The organism is Polaribacter staleyi, from assembly GCF_038024045.1.
Taxonomy (GTDB): domain Bacteria; phylum Bacteroidota; class Bacteroidia; order Flavobacteriales; family Flavobacteriaceae; genus Polaribacter; species Polaribacter butkevichii.
The window spans coordinates 1,698,578-1,720,708 of record NZ_CP150665.1; the positions used below are offsets into that span (position 1 = coordinate 1,698,578).

The window sequence follows — 22,131 nt, forward strand, 5'->3', positions numbered from 1 at the left end:
CTTCTTGATTCTTATTTGTTTTCCAAAATCATTTGTTTAATCTTCACTGCTTTTTCAAAGTGATCTAATTTGTGTGTTTCAATCCACCATGTTGCCACTTCCATTAACAAAACCGGATTGTCATTTTTATTCTTAAAAAAGGCATAAAAAGACAAACCAACATTGGTTCCTTTTTTAGCAATTTTCTCATCACAAACTGCTATAATTTTCTCTTTTATCTCTGTATTCATTTGTTATTTTTCTATTTGATACAATGCAATCATTTTCTTATCTATTATTTTATTAGGAACACTTTTTAAGATGAAGTTTCTAAAAGTTTGACCATATTTACAATGTGCCATTTTTCCTGTTGTCCAAGATTGGTTTACAACTAAACTGACTTTCTTTTGTCTTTTTTGTTGAAACAATTCAAACACGTTTTCATCTTTATGGGTTGCAATTAATTTGCTTAAATAAAAAGCATCTTCTATTGCCTGTGCGCCTCCTTGTCCCATATTTGGTGTTGTCGCGTGCCCTGCATCACCAATTAAACAAATATTATTTTTGTGCCACTTTTTAAGCGGTTTTAAATCGTGAATATCATTTCTAATAATCTGATTAACATTTGTTGCTTCAATTAAATCTGTTATTAATGGATTAAAATCTGCAAACATTTTTAAGAGTTTTTCTTTTACCAAATCAACATCATCCTTACCATTTTCTTTAGATAAAGCCACTGCAAACCAATACACTTTGTCTTTTGATACTTTAGAAATACCGAATCTAATTTTGTCTCCCCAAAGCTCGAAACCTCTGTGTAAAAAATCTTCTTTTAAAGTTAAATCTGTTATTCCACGCCAGCAAGTTTGCCCAGAATATCGCTTGGTACTTTCAGGAAAAAGTTGATTTCTAACTTTAGAGTTTATTCCATCTGCAGCAATTAAAAAATTAGTTTTAATTTTAGAATTATCATCAAAAAAAACTTCTATAATCTCTGATTCTAATTCTTTAAAAAATTTAAAACCTTTATTTAAAAACAGTTTCTCTTTCGGAATTTTACTAAACAATATTTTTTGAAGTGCAGCTCTATGAATTGCTATGGTTGTAAAACCAAATTTATCTTTTATAAAACCTTGTAAGCTATCAGAAATTGGCGATAAATCTTGTTTACCAATCGTTATTCTGTCTATAGAATTACCGTTAGCTATTACTTCTTCTAACACACCTAAACTATCTAAAACTTGTAAGGCATTTGGAGCTAACCAAATTCCTGCTCCTACCTCATTTAATGAGGGTGCTTTTTCAAAAATTTTATATTCAATTCCTGCTTTTTCAAAAGCTAATGCTGTTGTCAATCCTCCAATTCCTGCACCAATAATTGTATATTTCATATCAAATTAATTGCTTTCAGCCAACTCTAACAACTTTAACGTGGTATTGTAATTTCTAGTTGTTGCACTCACAATCAACTTTCTTTCAAATAAATTATTAGTAAGTTTTGTTTTTGCAAAACCTGTTTCGCAATAAATGTATACCATATCATTATCTATTAAATATTGATCTTTATCTATATCTTTTACATTAATTTTTGATTCATATACTTTTTTGTTTAAGAAAACAAAAGCAACTATTTTGGTGTTTTCTGTTGGAAAAGGATAACTAGCAATTGCTTTTTTAAATTGAGGAATTGTCCTTGCAATTACGGGAACATCAAAACCAAATTTGTTTTTAATTCCTTCATTAATTTTATTACAAATTACAGATTTACCTTCATCTGATTTTAAAATAATGTTGCCACTCTGAATGTATGTTTGTACGTTTTTAAAACCTAAATCGTTTAATAAATCACGTAGTTCTGCCATTGGGAGTTTATTTTTTCCCGACACATTAATTCCTCTTAATAAAACTATATATTTTTTCATTATTTTCTTGTCAGTTCGAGCGCAGTCGAGAACTATTTATTATCTGGTTTATATTTATGATGTGTAGCATTTCTGCATTCAGACAGAATTTGTAACATATCAAAATTATCATTTGCTAAAGCTAACTTTTTCTTTGAACTCCATTTTTTTATTTTCTTTTCAAAACAAATGGCTTGTTCAACATCATTAAAAACTTGATGAAAAATTAATTCTAAAGGTCTTCTTTTAAATGTAAAGCAACTTTTGTTCAATCCTTTTTGATGTTCTTTAAAACGTCTCTCAATATTATTTGTGACACCTACATAAAATAGATTATCTGAACATTTTAATATATATACAAAGTACGTTTTCATAATTACCTCTCGACTGCGCTCGAGGAGACATTTTTAATTGATTTAATAACCTTCTCTTTTCTAAACTTGCTATTATTTTACGTTAAGCAATTACTTTTATTAGAATGTTTAGCCCTGATTGAAGCATTTGTTTGAGCTCTTTTTGTTTTTCACAAAAAAGCGAGTGCGTAAAGCAGGAAATCGCTTCAAAAAAAATTATAACCCTGCAATTTTATCTTCCTCTAAAATGGCATTTGTTTCTATAATTACTTTCTGTAAAATGACTTTCAACTCGTTTTTTGTCATGTTTAAATGCGTGTGCACTTCATTGCCAGCAATTAAATTCAACAAGGCTTTGTCTTGTGCTCTCCCCTTTTTCATGGCGTTGTCATAACCCATATTTTCATTGAAGGTAACCATAGAATATTTAGAAAAATACTCGGTTGGAAACGTCTTTTCTAAATCCATTTCTATCTTTCTTTTCTCTTTAAAAATAGGGTTTGCCACATGATCTCTCATTTCATGAAAATTATCGATTGCTAGATCTGCAATAGCATCTGTGTCTTGTTTTCTTGCTTTTTGATAGGTTTTAAAAACGGTTTCCCAATCTTCTAAATTTTCATTTAAAACCGCATCAAATACGGTAACATCTTCAAAAGAAGCGTTCATTCCTTGTCCGTAAAATGGCACAATTGCGTGTGCTGCATCGCCCATTAACACCGTTTTATTTTGATAACTCCAAGGTGAACATTTTATGGTTCCTAAGGCTCCTGTTGGATTGTTTAAAAATTCCTCTTTTATATTTGGAATGATTGCCAAAGCATCTGGAAATTCTTTTTCGAAAAAGGCCGTTATTTTTTCTTCGGATGTTAAGTTTGTGAAATTAAACTCGCCTTCATTATAACTTAAAAAGAGTGTAACGGTAAAACTACCGTCTAAATTTGGTAAGGCAATTAACATAAAATCGCCACGAGGCCAAATATGTAAATGCTGGTTACTTATTTGATGATTTCCGCTTTTATCTGCAGGAATTTCTAACTCTTTATATCCGTGATTTAGGTAGTTTTGAGAATAACTAAATAAGAATTTACGTTCTAAATAATAGCTTTTTCTAAGTGAAGAACCTGCGCCATCTGCTCCGAAAATAACATCTGCATTTACCTTAAATTCTTCTTTGGTTTTATAATCTTTAAAATGTGCTATGTTGTTTTCTAAATCGACATTTTTACATTTTTTATTAAAATGAATAGTAACGTTTGTATGCTTTTCTGCTTCTGTTAATAACAGTGCATTTAAATCGCCACGAGAAATAGAATTGATATATTCATTTTCTCTACCTGAATAATTAGACGCAAACGTATTTCCTGCTCTGTCATGCATTAAACGCCCATACATGGGGATGCAAATTTCTCTTGCTTGCTCTTCTACTCCACACAAACGCAACGCTTTAAAACCTCTATCTGACAAAGCTAAATTGATAGATCTGCCTGCAGAAATATCTACGGTTCTTAAATCTGGTCTGCTTTCATAAACCTCAACTTTAAAACCTCTTTGTGCTAGTCTTAATGCTAGTAAAGAACCACATAAACCTGCTCCGATGATTACTATTTTATCTTTTCTGTTCATTTTTTCAATTGTCAGTTCGAGCGCAGTCGAGAACTAATAATAATCTCTCGACTGCGCTCGAGAAGACATTTTTAATTATTATAACAATCCTTTTAAAATTGAAACCATTCTGTACACATCTTCAAAAGTATTATATAAAGGAGTTGGTGCACAACGGATAACATCGGGCTCTCTCCAATCTGTTATAATGTGTTTTTCTGTTAGTTTTTTATGCAGACTTTTATCAGCTTTTTTAACTTGAATAGATAACTGACAACCTCTTTCTTTTGAGTTTGAAGGCGTAATAATTTTTATATCATTAGAGTCAATTTCATTAATTAAAAACTCGAAATAACCCGTAAGTTTTTCTGATTTCTGACGCAAAGCGTCCATACCCACTTTATCAAATAAATCTAGAGATGCTAAAATTGCTGCCATAGATAATATTGGTGGGTTAGATAACTGCCAACCTTCTGCTCCTTCCATCACATCAAAAGGTTTTCGCATATTAAAACGTGTTTCTTTGTTATGATTCCACCAACCTGCAAAACGCGGTAATTTTTTATTCTTGGCATGTTTTTCATGTACAAACAATCCTGCTAAACTTCCTGGTCCTGCATTTAAATATTTGTAGGTACACCAAGCTGCAAAATCTACTCCAGAATCGTGTAAATTTGGCTGAATGTTTCCCGCTCCATGTGCTAAATCTATACCTACTATGCAATCTTTAGCATGCCCCATCTGAGCGATTCGCTCTAAATCTAAAAACTGACCAGTATAGTAATTTACGCCACCTATTAAAAGCAACGCAACTTCATCGCCTTCAAACTCTAAAATGGTTTCTAAATCTTCTATGTTTAATAAGGTTTCTCCTTCTCTTGGTTTCCATTCTATTAAATCGGTTTCATCATCAAAACCATGAAATTTTAATTGAGATTGTACTGCATATCTATCCGAAGGAAAAGCATCCGATTCTATAATAATTTTATATTTTGTTTTGGTAGGTCTGTAAAATGAAACCATTAGCAAATGAAGGTTGGTTGTAAGTGTATTCATAACAACAACCTCAACAGGTTTTGCGCCCACTACTTTTGCCATCTTATCAGTTAATAATTCATGGTAATTTAACCACGGATTTTTTGCTTCGAAATGACCTTCTACTCCTAAATTTGCCCAATCTTCTAATTCTTGATTGATATATTCTTTGGTAGCTTTGGGTTGTAATCCTAAAGAGTTTCCTGTAAAATACAACCAATCGTTTCCGTTTTTATCTTTAGGAATATGAAATTGATTTCTTAAAGAAGCAAGTGAATCTACTTTATCTTGCTGTTTGGCAAATTCTAAATTATTTTGATATTTCATCAGCTTATAAATGAGTGTCTCCAAATATAAAACAATCCTATTGAGAATTCAATTTTTTGAGTTTTGATTTTTTGTACTTTAGCTGAAAATATTTTATTAATGAAAATTATAAAACCTTTTACGCTACTAATTTTAATTCTTTTTATGTCTTGTAAAAATGAAGCAAAATCAATTACCGAAATTCAAAATATGCACACCCATTTAAAGACAGAATTTGCTCCAGACAAAAGAGTGGAACTGTTTGATATTAATTTTGAAATAGCAGATAATCAACTTATTTTAGAAGGAGAAACAACAAGTAAAAAAGCTTTTTCTATACTTTTAGATAGTTTAAAAAACAGACAGTTAACTTTTACAAATAATGTGCGTATTTTACCTGATACTGCTGTAGGAAACCTACAATTTGCAGTTGCTAGAAATTCGGTCATTAACATTCGTTCTAACCCAAAACATTCTGCTGAATTAGGTACGCAAGGTTTGTTAGGAATGTCTTTAAAAGTGTTGGATAAAAAAGGTGATTTTTACAGAGTTCAAACTCCGGATAATTATATTTCTTGGGTAGATAAAGGCGGAATTACAAGAATGAATAAAAAAGATTTTGATACTTGGAACGCTTCTAAAAAAGTAATTTTTACCAAAAATTTTGGATTTGTGTATGCTGATAAATCAATTAAGTCTGAAATTGTTTCTGATATTACCATAGGCGGATTGTTGCAATATATTTCTGAAGATGATCATTTTTATGAAGTAAAATATCCTGATAATAGAATTGGGTTTCTTAAAAAAGATGAAGCTATTCTTTATAATTATTGGATTAAAAACTTAACAGTTTCTCAAGAAAATATTGAGACTACTGCAAAAACAATGATGGGCTTGCCTTATTTGTGGGGTGGAACTTCTAGCAAAGGAGTGGATTGTAGTGGTTTTACTAAAATGGTGTATTTAATGAATGGTTTTATCATTCCTAGAGATGCTTCTCAACAAATTAACGCTGGTAAAATTGTTGACACTGATTTAAATTTTAAAGATTTAGAAAAAGGTGATTTATTGTTCTTTGGTACCAAAGCTACAGCAACTAAAAAACAACGTGTTGTGCATGTTGGTATTTGGTTAGGAAACGACAAAATGGAATTTATCCATTCTTCTGGAAATGTACATGTAAGCTCTATGGATTCTAAAGAACCTAATTATGATGCATTTAATAAAAACAGGTATTTAGGTAGTAAGCGTTATCTTAATGTTGATGACAAAATGATTGTTGACTTGAAAGATGCGATAAAACTTTAAGAGCTATCCGTTAGTTTTAATATGTTTAACAATGAAATTAATACAAAAACGAGGAGAAAAAACTAAAGAATTTGAATTAATTGGTAATGAATTATTTATCAAAGAAAAAAGTTTTTTAAGTGCAAAAGAATGGTCTGTTAATATTGAGAATATTGCTCATCATAAAACAATTGAAACACATTCAAAAAAAGGAGTCAATATTATTGGAATTGCATTTATTTTAATTGCAACTTTATCTTGGGTTGGAGTATTTATTGAGGGAAATCCTAATGGAGAAAAAGACGTAATTATTTGGGGAGGAATTTTCATGCTCTTTTTAGGAATTATTGCTTTAAAAGCCCCTATGAATAATACTTTAACTATTAGCACAACTCATGGAAATCTAATTTTTTACTTAGATTCCCCTTCAAGAAGTGAGGTTGAAAAATTTGCTTCAGTTTTAATTGAAAAATCAAAAAAGAGTTTAGTTGAAAAATATTCTAGAGTAGATTTTGATATTCCTGAAGAAACTTTTATCGAACAAATAAATTGGTTATTGAATAATAATTTAATTGATATCAATTTTTACAATGAAAAGAAAAATGAATACAAAATAAATAGACTAATCAAGTAAAGACTAAAGCGAATACCATTTATAAAATCACAAAACAACCATGCATAAAACATTAAAGCAAACTTGCATCCCTATTTTACTATCTATTGTTTTGTTCAGTTGTCAGAGCAATAAAAACAAAAATAATTTTGAATTAAAACAAGGTGATTTACTGTTTCAAAATACAGGAACTGGCGATATTGATAATGCCATTAAAGATGTAACGGCAACTTCATTAGCTAAAAACTATTCGCATGTTGGTATGGCAATGAAAAAGGATGGAAAATGGTTTGTAATAGAGGCGATTCCTGAAGAGGGAGTTTGCCAAACTCCTTTAACAAAGTTTCTGAACAGAAATAAAAATAAATTTAACAAATCTACCACCACGGTTGCAAGACTAGATAACTATTATCAACCCTACATAGCTAAAGCAATAGCATATGGAGTTGAAAGAATAAATACGCCTTATGATGAGATTTTTTTATGGGATGACAATTCTTATTATTGCTCTGAATTGGTTTATAAAATGTTTTCTTCTCAAGATTTACCAAAAGATGCTATTCCTTTTCTTACGCATCCAATGACGTTTAACGACAGTACCGGAAAACCAATGCCTAGTTGGAAAGCTTATTACAAAACACGCAACCAACCAATTCCTGAGGGTATTGAAGGTACAAATCCTAATTTGATGGCTAGCAGTCCGCATATTAAATTTGTGCATGATTATGAGAATGAATAAAGTGTAAAAGTTGTTTGTTGTCAATAACGCACAAAATAATCACTTAATCTTCTTTTTTACATTTTGTGTTTCTTACCCAATTAAAGTGAAAAAAGATTTGTTCTTTTATAGAAAGATTGCTTCGTTCCTCGCAATGACAACATTTCTCAAACTAGTCTAGCCCTGATTGAACGGTTTGTTTGAGCTCTTTTTTATTCCTTTTTAGGATAAAAAAAGCGAGTAGTGAAAGCAGGAAATAGCTTCAAAAAAAAACACCCTTCAAATTTAAAAACCTGAAGGGTGTTATTCTTTTATAAAGTGAATTAATACTTTCTAAGGTATTTTACTTTTTCTTCTAAGTAAATAGGCGCTTCCGTTCCGTCGTTAATTTTAAACTTGGTTTTAAGCGTTTCTCGCTTGAGAATTTCTTGCTTAAAAACTTCAAAATGTAAATGTGGGCCAGATGACCAACCAATATTTCCACTTTTTGCTATTAACTGACCTTTTGTTACTTTATCGCCTTTTTTAACGACTGCTGAATTGGTGTTAATGTGAGAGTAATCTGCAATTGTACCATCGTTATGATAGATTAAAATTACGTTATTATACTCTAAACATCCTTTTGTAACGCATGTTTTTGTGTTGTAATCTACCACTTTAATTACAACGCCTTCTCTTGCGGCATAAATATCTGTGCCAATTGGCATGGTAAAATCTATTGCATTTACTTTCTGATGCGTTTCTATACCATTATAGCCTTGAGATACTTTAAACTTTTTTCCTTTTTTAAAGGGAAGATTGTAAATGTACTCTCCTGCTGCAACCGTGTCTTTTGTAACAAGGTCTCCGTAATTATATCTGGTTTTTGAATTATATTTATATCTACCTGCTTTTATTGCTTTTAACGTAGTAATTACAAAGCCTTTTGTTCTTGCAGGAATTACATAAGTTTTAAAGTTTCCGTTTGATGTAGATAAGTTTACCAACTCTAATTCTACTTCTACAGAAACCGGACAAAACTCATTATTATCTGCTAGAAACTCGAACCCATTCTCTGCTTTTTTAAAATAGGTTTTAAAATCTATTTGAGAAAAGGAATTACAAGAAATCAATAAAATAAAAATATATAAATATTTATTCATTTGTTACATTAATACAAAACTCTAAATTTTATGGTTCCTTCAATTTCTCTTAAGGCCTCTAAAACTTCTTTGTTGTATTCTTTATCTAAATCTGTAATTACATACCCAACTTTTGGATCTGTAGATAAATACTGACCATTGATGTTTAGCTCGTATTCTGCTAAAACTTTATTGATTTTAGCCATAACACCTGGCACATTTTTATGAATATGTAAAAAACGGTGTGCATTTGTTTGTCTAGGTAAACGAATATTTGGAAAGTTTACAGCATCTACTGTATTACCAGAATTAATATACGCCATAATTTTACTTGGTACAAAATCTGCAATATCTCTTTGTGCTTCCTCCGTACTACCCCCAACATGTGGTGTTAAAATTACATTTAGCAATCCTTGTAACTCTGTAAAAAACTCACCATTTTTTCTTGGCTCAGAAGGATACACATCTACTGCTGCACCCGCTAATTTTCCGCTTTTTAAAGCAGCAACCAAAGCAGGAATATCTACCACAAAACCTCTTGCTAAGTTGACTAAAATTGCGCCATCTTTCATTTGAGAAATTTCTGTTTCTCCTATAAAGTTTTTGTTTGCAGCATTGTCATCTATGTGTAGAGTAACCACATCGGAAAGTGCTAATAAATCTGACAATTGATCTACTTTAGTGGCATTACCTAAGCCTAATGTATCTTCTACATCATAATAGTAGACATCCATACCTAAAGCTTCTGCTAAAATTGATAATTGCTTACCAATATTACCATAACCAACAATCCCTAATTTTTTACCACGAACTTCTCTAGAACCTTCTGCTGTTTTATTCCATTGACCATTGTGAATTTCTGTACTTCTTTGAAAAACACTACGCATTAACATAATGATTTCTCCGATAGCTAATTCTACAACAGAACGTGTATTACTATAAGGAGCGTTAAAAACAACGATTCCTTTTTCTTTACACGCTTCTAAATCTATTTGTTTGGTACCAATACAAAATGCACTAACTACCATTAATTTATCTGCAGCATCTACTACTTTTTGCGTAACGTTTGTTTTAGAACGAATACCTAAAACGTGTACGTCTTTTATTTTTTCTATCAACTCATCTTCAGACAAACTTTTAGAAACTGTTTCTACAGAAAATCCATCTGTAGATAACTTTTTAAAAGCATCTGGATGTACATTTTCTAATAATAATATTTTAATTCTATTCTTTGGGTACGATATTTTTCTTGGCAACTTGTTAACGTATAAAAATTCATCTAAACTTGGGGCAATGTGGTCTGCGTTTTCTGTTGTTTTAATTCTAGAAACATTTTCTGTGTAAGCAAAAAACTTATCTGCTACACCAGCTTCTCTAGTAACATAATCACTATACCCATCACCAATAACTTGTATTTCTCCTTCGAGATTCATGTCTTTTAAACACTTTATTTTTCCGTTGTGCTGAGACAATGGATTATTGGCATCGAAACCAATAATTTCACCATCTTTTGCAAACTCAAAAGTATTTGCATACACTCTATCTGAAGGTATATTGTATTCTGCTACAATAGGATCTATAAATTCTTTAAAACCACAAGAAATCACATAAATATCATCTGCATAGTTTTCAAAAAACTCTTTATTGCTTTCTATAGATTTTGATACTTGTTTTTTTAAAGCTGCAATTAAATTAGATAAATCTGCTTTATTTGCTTTTAATAACTTTATTCTTCTTTCTAAAGATTCTGTAAAGGATATTTCACCATCAATTCCTAAATTGGTAATGTCTATTATTTCTTGAATAATAGCATCTTTTTTAGGATTGTTTTCTAATGTTATTTCTGCTAAAACATCTAATGCTTCTACCTTAGTTAAGGTACTGTCAAAATCGAAAATATAATTTCTTTTTGTGCTAATCATTACTTAAGAATCTTGGTTGAATTTAAGTGAGTAAATCTACAAATATAGTAGGGAAATAAGAAGCTATTTTAAAGTTTTATGATATCTATTTTATTTATTCTGATAATTTAAAAATTTTTGTACAATAAGACCTTTTCATCCTTAAAAATTATCATATCCTAAAAGAAACACCCACCAAACAACTGGTAACAATTCTACCCAAAAAGAACTATAGTACTTAGACTGTGTAGTTTTAGCTCTCATTAAGAAAATAACCAACAGAAAAAAGAAAAGCATAAAAGGGGTTTTTACCTCTGTAACCGTAGCAACTAGATACTCTAACACTAAAGCAAAAACAAGCAACATAAGTCCCAATTTTCGCGTCTTTTCAACTCCAACTTTTTTAGGAATTGTTTGTAAAGAAATTGCATCGTACATAACGTCTCTAATATCAAAAGGCAATATTAAAACTACAACAATTAAAAATCGTTGCAACATTAATAAAAGTACATTTAAAGTAATTTCTTTTTCGGCATCAACAACAGGAATTAACACTGTAAATCCTGCCCAAACTAAAGCCACAACAATAATTTTTAAATAACTGATTTCTCTTAGATTTTTATCAAAACCACTTAAAAAAGGAACCGCATATAATACGGTTAGTAAACAAAAAGGAATGGTATAGTATAGCGTATACAGCGGCACTTGAAAAGTAAAATAACACAGCGCTATAAAACAGACAAACGAAAAAACTTGAATATTCTGTAAGCCTTTTGCCAAACTTCTATGATGCAGTTTTGCAACTCCTGCATATTTTACAAAATTATACCCTGTAATGGTACCAAAAAAAATAAAATAATTAAGATTACCATTATAAGGAAGATCTAAATAAATTTCGGTAATCCTTAGAAACGCATAAACCGACAATGCAACATGTATACTTGCATTTAAATAAAAATTGAACAGCGTTTTTAAGAATCTCATTCCACAAAAATAGCTTTTATGTTCATAACATTTAAATTTGGTTGATAATTAACTCACTTTTATCAATTATAAGTAATCTTAAAACCTTGTAAAATTCTTATTTTTGTCGCAGAAAAAATCAATCTTTTTTATGTATTTATAACAAATAACTAAAACGATTGGAATATGTATAAATAAAACTTAAGTTAATGAATACAAATTTGTTTCAAAATAGACATATTGGACCTAATAAAAAGGAACAAGAAAAAATGTTATCAACGATAAAAGCAGACAGTTTAGATCAATTAATTTACGAAACTGTGCCTGATGATATTCGTTTAGAAAATGAGTTAGATTTAGCGCCTGCAAAGAGCGAATATGAATATTTAGCACATATTAAAGAATTATCTGAAAAGAATAAAGTTTTTAAAAGTTACATTGGTTTAGGATATCATGAAGCGATTGTGCCAAGTGTAATTCAGCGTAATATTTTAGAAAACCCAGGTTGGTATACTGCGTATACTCCTTACCAAGCAGAAATTGCACAAGGTAGATTAGAAGCATTGTTAAATTTTCAAACAATGGTTTGTGATTTAACCGGAATGGAATTAGCTAACGCATCTTTATTAGATGAAAGTACAGCTGCTGCAGAAGCAATGGCTTTATTATATGATATTAGAGAAAGAGCACAAAAGAAAGAGGGTGTAAACAAATTTTTTGTTTCTGAAGAAATTTTACCACAAACCATCTCTGTTTTACAAACTCGTTCTACTCCTATTGGTATTGAATTAGTAATTGGTAACCATGAAGAGTTTGATTTTTCTGATGAATTTTTCGGAGCAATTTTACAATACCCAGGAAAACATGGTCAGGTTTATGATTATGAACAGTTTGTTGCCAAAGCAAATGAAAACAATATTAAAGTAGCGGTTGCTGCTGATATTTTATCACTTATAAAATTAAAAGCACCTGCAGCATTTGGTGTTGATGTTGTTGTAGGAACTACACAACGTTTTGGTATTCCGTTAGGTTACGGAGGTCCTCATGCTGGTTATTTTGCTACAAAAGACTGTTATAAAAGAAGTATTCCTGGACGTATTATAGGGGTTTCTAAAGACAAAAACGGAGAGCGTGCTTTGCGTATGGCATTGCAAACAAGAGAGCAACATATTAAAAGAGAAAAAGCGACTTCTAATATTTGTACTGCCCAGGTTTTATTAGCTGTTATGGCTGGTATGTATGCTGTATATCATGGTCAAAAAGGATTGCAATTTATTGCGGATTCTGTACACAACAAAACAAAATTAGTTGCAGATTATTTAGAAAAAGCAGGTTTTAACCAATTAAACACCTCTTATTTTGACACCTTATTAGTAGAAATCGATTGTATTAAATTAAAATCGATTGCAGAATCTTTTAAAGTAAACTTTAATTATGTAGATGAAAAACACATTTCTATCTCTATAAATGAAGCAACTACACAAAAAGACTTAATGACGTTGTTTACTATTTTTGGTCAACTTAAAAAGAAACCTGTTTCTTCGGAAGCAGAAAGTGTAGGCGACTTTCATCAAATTTTAACTCAAGAATCTTTTAATGCAGATTTTGAAGTTATACCAGAAAGCTTAATTAGAAACACACCGTTTTTAGAAAACGATGTATTTAACACGTATCAATCTGAAACAGATATGATGCGTTATATTAAAAAATTAGAGCGTAAAGATTTATCATTAAATCATTCTATGATTTCTTTAGGATCTTGTACTATGAAGCTAAATGCAGCTTCAGAAATGCTGCCTTTAAGCAACCCTCAATGGGGAAATATTCATCCTTTTGTACCATTAAATCAAGCAGAAGGATATCAACAAGTTTTAAAAAGATTAGAACATCAATTAAATGTTATTACGGGTTTTGCTGGCACTTCTTTACAACCAAACTCGGGTGCACAAGGAGAATTTACAGGCTTAATGACAATTAGAGCTTTTCATCAAGCAAATGGAGATTCTCACAGAAACATCTGTTTAATTCCTGCTTCTGCACACGGTACAAATCCTGCTTCTGCAGTAATGGCTGGTATGAAAGTAGTCGTTACCAAAACCGATGAAAAAGGTAATATTGATGTAGAAGACCTAAGAGCTAAAGCTATTTTACATAAAGATAATTTGGCTGCTTTAATGGTTACCTATCCTTCTACTCACGGAGTTTACGAAAAAGCGATTAAAGAAGTTACGCAGATTATTCATAATAACGGCGGACAAGTTTATATGGATGGTGCAAATATGAATGCACAAGTTGGGTTGACAAATCCGGCAACCATTGGTGCAGATGTTTGTCACTTAAACTTACATAAAACATTTGCAATTCCACATGGTGGTGGAGGACCTGGTGTAGGACCAATCTGTGTTGCGCCACAATTAGTGCCGTTTTTACCAACAAACCCAGTAGTTGCTACTGGAGGAGAAAATGCGATTACTGCCGTTTCTGCAGCTCCTTGGGGTTCTGCCTTAGTGTGTTTAATTTCTTACGGATATATTACAATGTTAGGCGCAAAAGGATTAACAGATTCTACTAAAAACGCTATTTTAAATGCCAACTATATTAAAGAGCGTTTGCACGGAAACTACAACACGTTGTATTCTGGTGAAATGAATAGAGCTGCCCACGAAATGATTATTGATTGTCGTGATTTTAAACAAAACGGAATTGAAGTGGTAGATATTGCAAAACGTTTAATGGATTATGGTTTTCATGCTCCAACTGTTTCTTTCCCTGTTGCAGGAACTATGATGATTGAACCTACAGAATCTGAATCTATGGCAGAATTAGATCGTTTTTGCGATGCCATGATTTCTATACGTGAAGAGATTAAAAATGCTACCAAAGGTGATGATAACAATCCTTTAAAAAATGCGCCACATACACAAGAAATGTTAACGGCAGATGAATGGGACTTACCATACACTAGAAAACATGCAGCTTTTCCTTTAGACTATATTGCTGAAAATAAATTTTGGCCTACTGTAAGAAGAGTTGATGATGCTTTTGGAGATAGAAATTTAATTTGCTCTTGTATCCCAATTGAAGATTATATCTAGCAGACAATGTCTGCACATAAATATTTAAAACCGTTTCTTTATGAAGCGGTTTTTTTTGTTTTAAAAAATAGTTGTTTGCAATATTGTTGTTTTGATTCAAAAAAAGAATTCAACTAACATACTAAACTTAATATAAAACCTAACGAAAAAGATTAATATATAATGCAGTATTATATGCATTCTGAAAATAATTATATTTCAGTTTTTAAGAATACTAAATGAACTCTCAGACACATTTCATATACCCTCATTAACATTAAAACAAAGTATTTAAAATAAATTCGTCATTAACAATTTTCATTATAAACTGAATACAAGATATGCATAAGCTAAAAGGAATTCTATTACTAATTGCAATAATAACGTTAAACTCATGTAATTCTAACACCTCCAAAACAGATAGTGATTGGGTCTACCTTTTTAATGGTAAAGATTTAAATGGTTGGGTTACAAAAATTAACCATCATGAAGTTGGTGATAATTATGCCAACACATTTAGAGTCGTAGATGGTGCAATTCAGGTCAATTATAATGAGTATTCTGAATTTGGAGAACGCTTTGGACACCTTTATTATAAAAAACCTTTTTCTTCTTACCACTTAAAATTTGAATACCGATTTACAGACCAATGGATGGAAGATGCTCCTCGTGGCACTTATAGAAATAGTGGTGTAATGATTCATTCTCAAAATCCTAATAGCATATTAAAAGATCAAAACTGGCCAATTTCTGTTGAATACCAAATTTTAGCAGAGAGAGCAGAAAATGAATCTAGACCCACAGGTAATATGTGCTCTCCGGGAACAGAAGTGTTTTTTAAAGGAGAAATGGAACCGAAACACTGTATACCTTCAAGTTCTAAAACCTATAAATGGAATCAATGGTTGTCTGGAGAAGTAATTGTTTATAAAGATTCATTAATTACACACATTGTAGAGAACAAAAAAGTATTAGAATATACGAAGCCACAAATTGGTGGGAAAATAGTAAAAGGTTACGACAAGCGCATAAAAATTGACGGTAAACCTCTAAAGGAAGGTTTCATTGCGCTACAAGCAGAAGGACAAGGAATTGAATTTAGAGAAATAAAAATTAAAAATCTTAATTAAAAAGCAATGAAAAGAAAGCTTACAATTTTATGTGTATATTTTATATCAATATTATTTGCAAATTCTCTATTAATATCTTGTAATTCTAAACCTCAATCATCAAAAAAAGTTAGCCAAACATTAAATACGGCACAAGAACCTACATCAAATTTTAAAATATCACTTGCCCAATGGTCTTTGCACAGAACTTTTAAAGATTGTAGCTTAGACCCTATGGACTTTCCTAAAATAGCAGCCTCCTATGGTATTTATTCCATTGAACTTGTAAATAGCTTTTATAGAGCTAAAGTAAATGACAAGACATATTGGAAAAACTTTAAGCAAAAATGCGATGAGAATAAAGTAAGCGTTGGTTTAATTATGTGTGACCGATTAGGAAATCTTGGAAATCCAAACATAAAGGAACGAATGCAAACGGTAGAAAACCATTATGCCTGGATAGACATTGCCAAATACTTAGGAGCTCATTCTATTCGTGTAAATGCGGCTGGTAAAGGTAGTGCAGATGAAGTAGCTCTAAATGTTATTGACGGTCTTTCTAAACTAGGGAAATACGCATCAGAAAAAGGCATTAATATACTTGTAGAAAATCACGGAGGAAACTCTTCTAATGGCACATGGCTTGCGAGTATTATAAAACAAGTTGCAATGCAAAATGTAGGAACGCTTCCCGATTTCGGTAATTTCTGCTTAAGTCGCGATTCTGAGAAGAATTGTCTATCTGAATATGACAGATATAAAGGGATTAGCGAACTAATTCCTTTTGCAAAAGGGATTAGTGCAAAATCGTACGATTTTGATAAAACAGGTCATGAAACAAAAATTGATTTTCTTAGAATGATGAAAATCGTAAAAAAATCTGGATTTAAAGGATATATAGGTATTGAATATGAAGGTAATTCTCTTTCTGAACCCGAAGGAATAAAAGCAACCAAAGCATTGCTTGAGATGGTTTTTACAAAATTAGAACAACTATAATTGTAACTCCAAAAAACACTAAAAAAGACATCTTTAGCAAACTTAAACTTGCAATGATTTTTATCATAAAAAACTAAAAACAAACAAATTACAACAAATTTATACACATTATAAATTAAAAATTTTACATAAAATTATTGTTATCATCATATAATTACTAGTGTATTTTCCTTACTTTTAATTCTTAAAATCATAAAAAAATTATGGAACATATATATAGTAAATGGTATCATCCATACAAACCTGCTGCAAAATATAAAAAGAAAGTAGCTTATTTTAGCATGGAATTTGGTATCGATCAAGCATTTAATATTTACTCTGGTGGCTTAGGTTTTTTAGCAGGTTCACATATGCGTTCTGGATTAGAATTAAAACAAAATATGATTGGCATTGGTATGCTCTGGAAATACGGCTATTACGACCAAGCAAGAAACGAAGACCAAACTTTAAAAACAGAGTTTAATGAAAAACATTTCGACTTTTTAGAATATACAGGGATTGAAGTAGAAATAAAACTACACGACAACCCAAATGTAAAGGTAAGAGCCTACGTTTTAAAACCAGAAGTTTTCGGCACTGTACCTATGTATTTTTTAAGTACAGACGTAGAAGGGAACGACCATTTATCTAGAACTATTACCAACCACCTATATGACCAAAACCAAGTAACAAGAATATCTCAAAGTATTGTTTTAGGAATTGCAGGTGCAAAAGTAGTTGAAGCTTTAGGAGGCGCTGACACCTATCATTTAAATGAAGGACATGCCTTACCTGCTTTTTATTATTTAAGAGACAAAGGCGTTACCAAAGAGCAAATGGTATTTACAACACATACGCCAGAAAAAGCAGGAAATGAAGAACGAGATGCACGTCATTTAAACAGATGTGGTTTCTTTGGAAGAACACTTTCTGAAGAAGAATTACACAAAGAAATGGTTAATGGTGGCATGATTAACTACACCATTTCTGCGTTACGAATGGCTAGAAAAGCAAATGGAGTATCTAAACTTCACGCCATAGTTGCCAACGATATGTGGAAAGATTACGAAGGTATTTGTGAAATCATTCCGATTACAAATGCTCAAAATCAAAAATTTTGGCAAGATGAAACCATTAAAAAGTCTTGGAAAAAAGGAAATGCTACTGCCTATAAAAATAAAAAATTGCAGTTAAAAAGCGAACTTTTTGAAGAAGTTTACAAACAAACTGGAAAAAAACTAGACCCTAATGTGTTAACCATAGTTTGGGCTAGACGTTTTGCAGGGTATAAAAGAGCTGATTTACTTTTACATGATTACGATCGTTTTAAAAGGTTAATTCATAACCAAAAATACCCTGTACAAATTATTTGGGCAGGAAAACCTTATCCGTTTGATTATGGTGCCATAGACACCTTTAACCATTTAGTATATCAATCTAAACAAGAACCTAATTTAGCAGTGCTAATAGGGTATGAAATAGGCTTGTCTAGAAAATTAAAATGCGGTTCTGATGTTTGGTTAAACACGCCAAGAATTACACGTGAAGCTTCTGGTACAAGTGGAATGACAGCAGCCATGAATGGTTCTGTAAACGTATCTACGGATGATGGTTGGATTCCTGAATTTAAAAAAGATGAAGAAAATTGTTTTGTATTGCCTGCACTAGATCATCTTTTACCAACATACGAGCAAGATAAAATAGACACCGATAATTTATACAATATTTTAGAAAACAAAGTTTTACCTACGTATTACGACGCTCCTAAAACATGGCAAAAAATAGTTTTTAAGGCTATGGATGATGTTATTCCTGAGTTTACAACCCAAAGAATGGCTGATGATTATTATAAAAAATTGTTTTAGAAAAACTTAAACTCAAGTCGACAAAGATTAATTAAAAAAAGCCCAAACAATTAACTGTTTGGGCTTTTTTTTAATTTATATCACTTTACTTATACGCTCTGCTTTAAAACATTTGCAATAATCATTTTTGCATGAATGCGAGAGTTTTCTATAAACCATTTGTGCGTTTCCATTCCGCCACAAATAACACCGGCTAAATAAACACCTTTCACGTTGGTTTCCATAGTCTTATCATTATAGGTCGGAATTTTCTTTTCATCCTTAGAAAAAGAAACTCCTATTTCATCTAAAAGTGTAAAGTTTGGCTTGTACCCCGTTAACGCCAAAATAAAGTCGTTTTGCAAAGTTTCTACACCTTCTTTTGTATTTATAACAATAGTATCTTTAGTTATTTCTTTAACTGTAGTATTATAATAAACTTTAATACTACCTTCTTCTATTCTGTTGATGATATCTGGTCTCACCCAATATTTTACACGTTGCCCTACTTCTGCACCTCTAATAACCATAGTAACCTCTGCTCCTTTTCTGTAGCATTCTAAAGCCGCATCTACAGACGAATTACTTGCACCAATAACCGCTAATTTTTGTCCTGCATAAAAATGTGGATCATTATAATAATGAGACACTTTTGATAAATTTTCTCCCGGTACATTTAATGTATTCGGAATATCATAAAAACCTGTTGCTATAATTAAATTGGCCGATTTGTATGAATTTTTATCAGAAACAACAGTAAACTCATTTGCTGTTTTAGAAACTGAAGTTACTTTTTCAAATAAATGAATATTCAATTTATTTGATGTAGCAATTCGCCTATAATACTCTAAAGCTTCGCTCCTTCTGGGTTTTGCTTCTTTACTAATAAACGGAATTTCATCTATTTCTAATTTTTCTGAAGAAGAAAAAAACTGCATGTTTACAGGATAATTATATACCGAATTAACAATAGGTCCTTTTTCTATAATTACATAAGACAATCCTTTTTTTTGAGCCTCTAAACCACAAGCAATGCCAATGGGTCCACCACCAATAATAACAATATCAAAATATTTCATAGGAATAAATACTCTCTTAATTTTTATAAAAAATATCTTCTAAACTTACCACTTCTTCGTCTTTTCTACGTCTAAAAACTTGGTTTGCTTTTATGTCTGCAATAGAAGCCACTCCCATAGCTGCAACAACTTCTTTTACAGCTTCAATAGTTTTATGGTGGTAATTTTTAACACGTACATTTTTCTTTTCTACCACCAATGCTTTTACCAAATCATCATCTTGCGTAGCAACACCAACAGGGCAAGTATCTAAATTACATTCTCTTGCCTGTATACAGCCTAAACTTAGCATAAAACTTCTTGCCATTGCCACTGCATCTGCTCCTAAAGACAAGTATTTTATAATATCGAAAGCATCTATAGCTTTACCAGAAGCAATAATTTTAATTTGATCTTTTAATTGATGCTTTATTAAAAGTTTATTAACAAAAACCAATCCTTCTATAAGTGGCGTACCAATATAATTTGTAAATTCCATTGGCGCAGCACCAGTACCACCTTCTCCTCCATCTACAGAAATAAAATCTGGGTAATTATTAGCGTCTGCAAATGCTTGCATCATGGTTTCTATTTCTTCATTATTACCCACACAAAATTTAATTCCTACGGGTTTACCGCCAGATAAATCTCGTACTTTCTGTATAAAAACAATCATTTCTTCATAGTTAGAAAAAGCAGAATGACCTGGAGGCGAATCTACTTGTGTCCCAGGCTCTACAGAACGAATTTTCGCAATTTCTTCTGTGTTTTTTACGGCAGGTAAAATCCCTCCATGACCTGGTTTTGCACCTTGAGAAAACTTAATTTCTATCATTTTTACTTCTGTACGAGTTGCATTCGATTTAAAAACTTCGTCATCAAAAACACGTTTTCCATCTACTGATTTTCCTGCACCAAAATACCCTGTACCAACTTGAAAAATAACGTCTCCACCTTGCAAATGGTAAGGAGATATTCCTCCTTCTCCTGTATTATGAGCAAAACCACCCATTTTTGCTCCTTGGTTTAATGCCATAATTGCATTTTTACTTAAAGAACCAAAAGACATGGCAGAAATATTAATAATAGAACCTTCGTATTTTTGAGTACATTTATCAGAACCAAAAACAATTCTTTCTCCTGCTACTTTATGATGATCTTTTGGAAACAAAGAGTGTTTTACAAACTCATAGCCCTTTGCATACACATTATGTTGCGTCCCAAAAGGAACTGTTTCTTTAGATAATTTAGATCGCTGATACACAATACTCCTTTTTTCTCTATTAATGGGTGTACCGTTTAAATTATCTTCTATAAAATATTGTTGAATTTTATCTCTTTCATCTTCAAAAAACCAACGTAATCTTGCAATTACTGGAAACGCTCTTAATAATGAGTGCGTAGTTTGTAAACTATCGTAAATTGCAAGTAAGGTAAGTAATCCAGAAATGGAGACTAAAATGATGGTTCCTGTTTGGGGTATAAAGTAAACTAAAACTCCGAATAAAATAGTGATTCCTATAAAAACAGAAAGTATGGTATTTCTCATTATATAATGGTTATTTAAAAAAGACTTTAAAAATAGTCATTTAGTACGATATTTTGCACTAGCCTTACAAATAGTTTGCGTTAAGGATTGCAGCGGCATCCTTTTTGCTTTTTCAGCAAAAAGATATAGCGAAAAGCCTGACCTTTAGGGAACGCCCATATAGAGACAAACTGAGTTCTTAAATTAATGAAATAAAGCATTATGTACATGGCAAAAAAAACTCCAACAAATAAATGTTGGAGTTTTAAATATGTTGAAAATTCTAAAAAGATTATTTTTTGAATTTTGCGTATTTCGTTTTAAATTTATCGATACGTCCTGCAGCATCAATAAGTTTAGATTTACCAGTGTAAAATGGGTGAGATGTTCTTGAAATCTCTAATTTTACTAAAGGATACTCAACACCATCAACTTCTAATGTTTCTTTAGTGTCTACAGTAGAACGTGTTAAAAATACATCTTCGTTAGACATGTCTTTAAATGCTACCATTCTATAATTTTCTGGATGAATTCCTTTTCTCATTTTATTATATTTTAATACTTTAATGTTATGTTTGCATGAGTAAAGTTGGTAAGGCTTACTCTGTTCTCTAAATAGTTGTTTTTTACTATTTTGAGGATGCAAATTTAACTATATTTTTTAATTAACAAATAAATATTTTGTTTTTATTTGGTCTAACCATCACAATAGTTACTTTTACACTTGCTTTTACCCATAAATAGTGACTTTACATCAC

Annotated in this window: 19 protein-coding genes; 7 read left to right on the top strand and 12 right to left on the bottom strand. The window is 31.3% G+C overall.

Annotated features, from left to right (window positions below):
- Positions 1–11: 11 nt before the first annotated feature.
- From WHD07_RS07405 to kynU, 6 genes are all read right to left on the bottom strand, one after another.
- Positions 12–230 carry a DUF6500 family protein gene (locus WHD07_RS07405; protein ID WP_343330651.1) on the bottom strand — a complete coding sequence of 73 codons (219 nt, stop codon included), beginning with the start codon at positions 228–230 and terminating at the stop codon, positions 12–14.
- 3 nt (positions 231–233) lie between these two features.
- A complete protein-coding gene (locus WHD07_RS07410; RefSeq protein WP_343330652.1) occupies positions 234–1,370 on the bottom strand; it encodes an FAD-dependent monooxygenase in 1,137 nt (378 codons plus the stop codon).
- Between the two features lie 6 nt (positions 1,371–1,376).
- A complete protein-coding gene (locus WHD07_RS07415; protein ID WP_343330653.1) occupies positions 1,377–1,901 on the bottom strand; it encodes a DUF1697 domain-containing protein in 525 nt (174 codons plus the stop codon).
- 32 nt (positions 1,902–1,933) lie between these two features.
- On the bottom strand, positions 1,934–2,254 hold the full coding sequence (locus WHD07_RS07420) for a GIY-YIG nuclease family protein (RefSeq protein ID WP_343330654.1): 321 nt from the start codon (positions 2,252–2,254) through the stop codon (positions 1,934–1,936).
- Between the two features lie 195 nt (positions 2,255–2,449).
- Positions 2,450–3,859 carry an NAD(P)/FAD-dependent oxidoreductase gene (locus WHD07_RS07425; RefSeq protein WP_343330655.1) on the bottom strand — a complete coding sequence of 470 codons (1,410 nt, stop codon included), beginning with the start codon at positions 3,857–3,859 and terminating at the stop codon, positions 2,450–2,452.
- Positions 3,860–3,937: 78 nt separating this feature from the next.
- Positions 3,938–5,200: a kynureninase gene (gene kynU, locus WHD07_RS07430; protein ID WP_343330656.1), complete on the bottom strand. Its 1,263-nt coding sequence runs from the start codon at positions 5,198–5,200 to the stop codon at positions 3,938–3,940.
- A 99-nt stretch (positions 5,201–5,299) separates the two neighbouring features.
- On the opposite strand from kynU, the gene WHD07_RS07435 reads away from it, so the two are divergent.
- Genes WHD07_RS07435 through WHD07_RS07445 form a run of 3 tightly spaced genes read left to right on the top strand, consistent with a single transcriptional unit; the run spans position 5,300 to position 7,818 of the window.
- Positions 5,300–6,487, top strand: a complete 1,188-nt coding sequence (locus tag WHD07_RS07435) for a C40 family peptidase (protein WP_343330657.1) — start codon at positions 5,300–5,302, stop codon at positions 6,485–6,487.
- Positions 6,488–6,518: 31 nt separating this feature from the next.
- Positions 6,519–7,100 (top strand): hypothetical protein, encoded by a 582-nt coding sequence (locus tag WHD07_RS07440; RefSeq protein ID WP_343330658.1) that lies wholly within the window; start codon positions 6,519–6,521, stop codon positions 7,098–7,100.
- Positions 7,101–7,140: 40 nt separating this feature from the next.
- The gene (locus WHD07_RS07445; protein ID WP_343330659.1) at positions 7,141–7,818 is read left to right on the top strand and encodes a YiiX/YebB-like N1pC/P60 family cysteine hydrolase; all 678 of its coding nucleotides are present in this window, start codon (positions 7,141–7,143) and stop codon (positions 7,816–7,818) included.
- Between the two features lie 302 nt (positions 7,819–8,120).
- On the opposite strand, the gene WHD07_RS07450 is transcribed toward WHD07_RS07445, so the two are convergent.
- The 3 genes from WHD07_RS07450 to WHD07_RS07460 all read right to left on the bottom strand — a co-directional run bounded on the left by WHD07_RS07450 (position 8,121) and on the right by WHD07_RS07460 (position 11,803).
- Positions 8,121–8,939 (bottom strand): M23 family metallopeptidase, encoded by an 819-nt coding sequence (locus WHD07_RS07450; protein ID WP_343330660.1) that lies wholly within the window; start codon positions 8,937–8,939, stop codon positions 8,121–8,123.
- 8 nt (positions 8,940–8,947) lie between these two features.
- On the bottom strand, positions 8,948–10,840 hold the full coding sequence (serA, locus tag WHD07_RS07455; protein WP_343330661.1) for a phosphoglycerate dehydrogenase: 1,893 nt from the start codon (positions 10,838–10,840) through the stop codon (positions 8,948–8,950).
- 141 nt (positions 10,841–10,981) lie between these two features.
- Entirely contained in the window at positions 10,982–11,803 is an 822-nt protein-coding gene (locus WHD07_RS07460; protein ID WP_343330662.1) for a hypothetical protein, read from the bottom strand.
- A 188-nt stretch (positions 11,804–11,991) separates the two neighbouring features.
- Between WHD07_RS07460 and gcvP the strand changes: the two genes are divergently transcribed.
- From gcvP to glgP, 4 genes are all read left to right on the top strand, one after another.
- Positions 11,992–14,877 (top strand): aminomethyl-transferring glycine dehydrogenase, encoded by a 2,886-nt coding sequence (gcvP, locus tag WHD07_RS07465; RefSeq protein ID WP_343330663.1) that lies wholly within the window; start codon positions 11,992–11,994, stop codon positions 14,875–14,877.
- Positions 14,878–15,197: 320 nt separating this feature from the next.
- Entirely contained in the window at positions 15,198–15,986 is a 789-nt protein-coding gene (locus tag WHD07_RS07470) for a DUF1080 domain-containing protein (protein ID WP_343330664.1), read from the top strand.
- A gap of 6 nt (positions 15,987–15,992) precedes the next feature.
- Complete coding sequence (locus tag WHD07_RS07475) at positions 15,993–16,964, top strand: sugar phosphate isomerase/epimerase family protein (protein WP_343330665.1); 972 nt, start codon at positions 15,993–15,995, stop codon at positions 16,962–16,964.
- Positions 16,965–17,167: 203 nt separating this feature from the next.
- Positions 17,168–18,808 (top strand): alpha-glucan family phosphorylase, encoded by a 1,641-nt coding sequence (gene glgP, locus WHD07_RS07480; protein ID WP_343330666.1) that lies wholly within the window; start codon positions 17,168–17,170, stop codon positions 18,806–18,808.
- A gap of 89 nt (positions 18,809–18,897) precedes the next feature.
- Here the strand turns inward: glgP and WHD07_RS07485 are convergent, their stop codons facing one another.
- The 3 genes from WHD07_RS07485 to WHD07_RS07495 all read right to left on the bottom strand — a co-directional run bounded on the left by WHD07_RS07485 (position 18,898) and on the right by WHD07_RS07495 (position 21,917).
- Positions 18,898–19,866, bottom strand: coding sequence for a YpdA family putative bacillithiol disulfide reductase (locus tag WHD07_RS07485; RefSeq protein ID WP_343330667.1), 969 nt, complete (start codon positions 19,864–19,866; stop codon positions 18,898–18,900).
- Between the two features lie 16 nt (positions 19,867–19,882).
- Positions 19,883–21,394, bottom strand: a complete 1,512-nt coding sequence (locus WHD07_RS07490) for an FMN-binding glutamate synthase family protein (RefSeq protein ID WP_343330668.1) — start codon at positions 21,392–21,394, stop codon at positions 19,883–19,885.
- Positions 21,395–21,665: 271 nt separating this feature from the next.
- Positions 21,666–21,917, bottom strand: a complete 252-nt coding sequence (locus WHD07_RS07495) for a type B 50S ribosomal protein L31 (protein ID WP_036822520.1) — start codon at positions 21,915–21,917, stop codon at positions 21,666–21,668.
- Positions 21,918–22,131: the final 214 nt, after the last annotated feature.

Bases quoted from the DNA above. Each gene is read 5' to 3' on its own strand.
- glgP (WP_343330666.1), top strand. From the start codon at position 17,168: ATGGAACATATATATAGTAAATGGTATCATCCATACAAACCTGCTGCA.
- gcvP (WP_343330663.1), top strand. From the start codon at position 11,992: ATGAATACAAATTTGTTTCAAAATAGACATATTGGACCTAATAAAAAG.
- WHD07_RS07420 (WP_343330654.1), bottom strand. From the start codon at position 2,254: ATGAAAACGTACTTTGTATATATATTAAAATGTTCAGATAATCTATTT.
- WHD07_RS07410 (WP_343330652.1), bottom strand. From the start codon at position 1,370: ATGAAATATACAATTATTGGTGCAGGAATTGGAGGATTGACAACAGCA.
- WHD07_RS07425 (WP_343330655.1), bottom strand. From the start codon at position 3,859: ATGAACAGAAAAGATAAAATAGTAATCATCGGAGCAGGTTTATGTGGT.
- WHD07_RS07460 (WP_343330662.1), bottom strand. From the start codon at position 11,803: ATGAGATTCTTAAAAACGCTGTTCAATTTTTATTTAAATGCAAGTATA.
- WHD07_RS07415 (WP_343330653.1), bottom strand. From the start codon at position 1,901: ATGAAAAAATATATAGTTTTATTAAGAGGAATTAATGTGTCGGGAAAA.
- WHD07_RS07490 (WP_343330668.1), bottom strand. From the start codon at position 21,394: ATGAGAAATACCATACTTTCTGTTTTTATAGGAATCACTATTTTATTC.
- WHD07_RS07450 (WP_343330660.1), bottom strand. From the start codon at position 8,939: ATGAATAAATATTTATATATTTTTATTTTATTGATTTCTTGTAATTCC.
- WHD07_RS07435 (WP_343330657.1), top strand. From the start codon at position 5,300: ATGAAAATTATAAAACCTTTTACGCTACTAATTTTAATTCTTTTTATG.
- WHD07_RS07445 (WP_343330659.1), top strand. From the start codon at position 7,141: ATGCATAAAACATTAAAGCAAACTTGCATCCCTATTTTACTATCTATT.
- WHD07_RS07485 (WP_343330667.1), bottom strand. From the start codon at position 19,866: ATGAAATATTTTGATATTGTTATTATTGGTGGTGGACCCATTGGCATT.
- WHD07_RS07495 (WP_036822520.1), bottom strand. From the start codon at position 21,917: ATGAGAAAAGGAATTCATCCAGAAAATTATAGAATGGTAGCATTTAAA.
- serA (WP_343330661.1), bottom strand. From the start codon at position 10,840: ATGATTAGCACAAAAAGAAATTATATTTTCGATTTTGACAGTACCTTA.
- WHD07_RS07440 (WP_343330658.1), top strand. From the start codon at position 6,519: ATGAAATTAATACAAAAACGAGGAGAAAAAACTAAAGAATTTGAATTA.
- WHD07_RS07405 (WP_343330651.1), bottom strand. From the start codon at position 230: ATGAATACAGAGATAAAAGAGAAAATTATAGCAGTTTGTGATGAGAAA.
- WHD07_RS07475 (WP_343330665.1), top strand. From the start codon at position 15,993: ATGAAAAGAAAGCTTACAATTTTATGTGTATATTTTATATCAATATTA.
- kynU (WP_343330656.1), bottom strand. From the start codon at position 5,200: ATGAAATATCAAAATAATTTAGAATTTGCCAAACAGCAAGATAAAGTA.
- WHD07_RS07470 (WP_343330664.1), top strand. From the start codon at position 15,198: ATGCATAAGCTAAAAGGAATTCTATTACTAATTGCAATAATAACGTTA.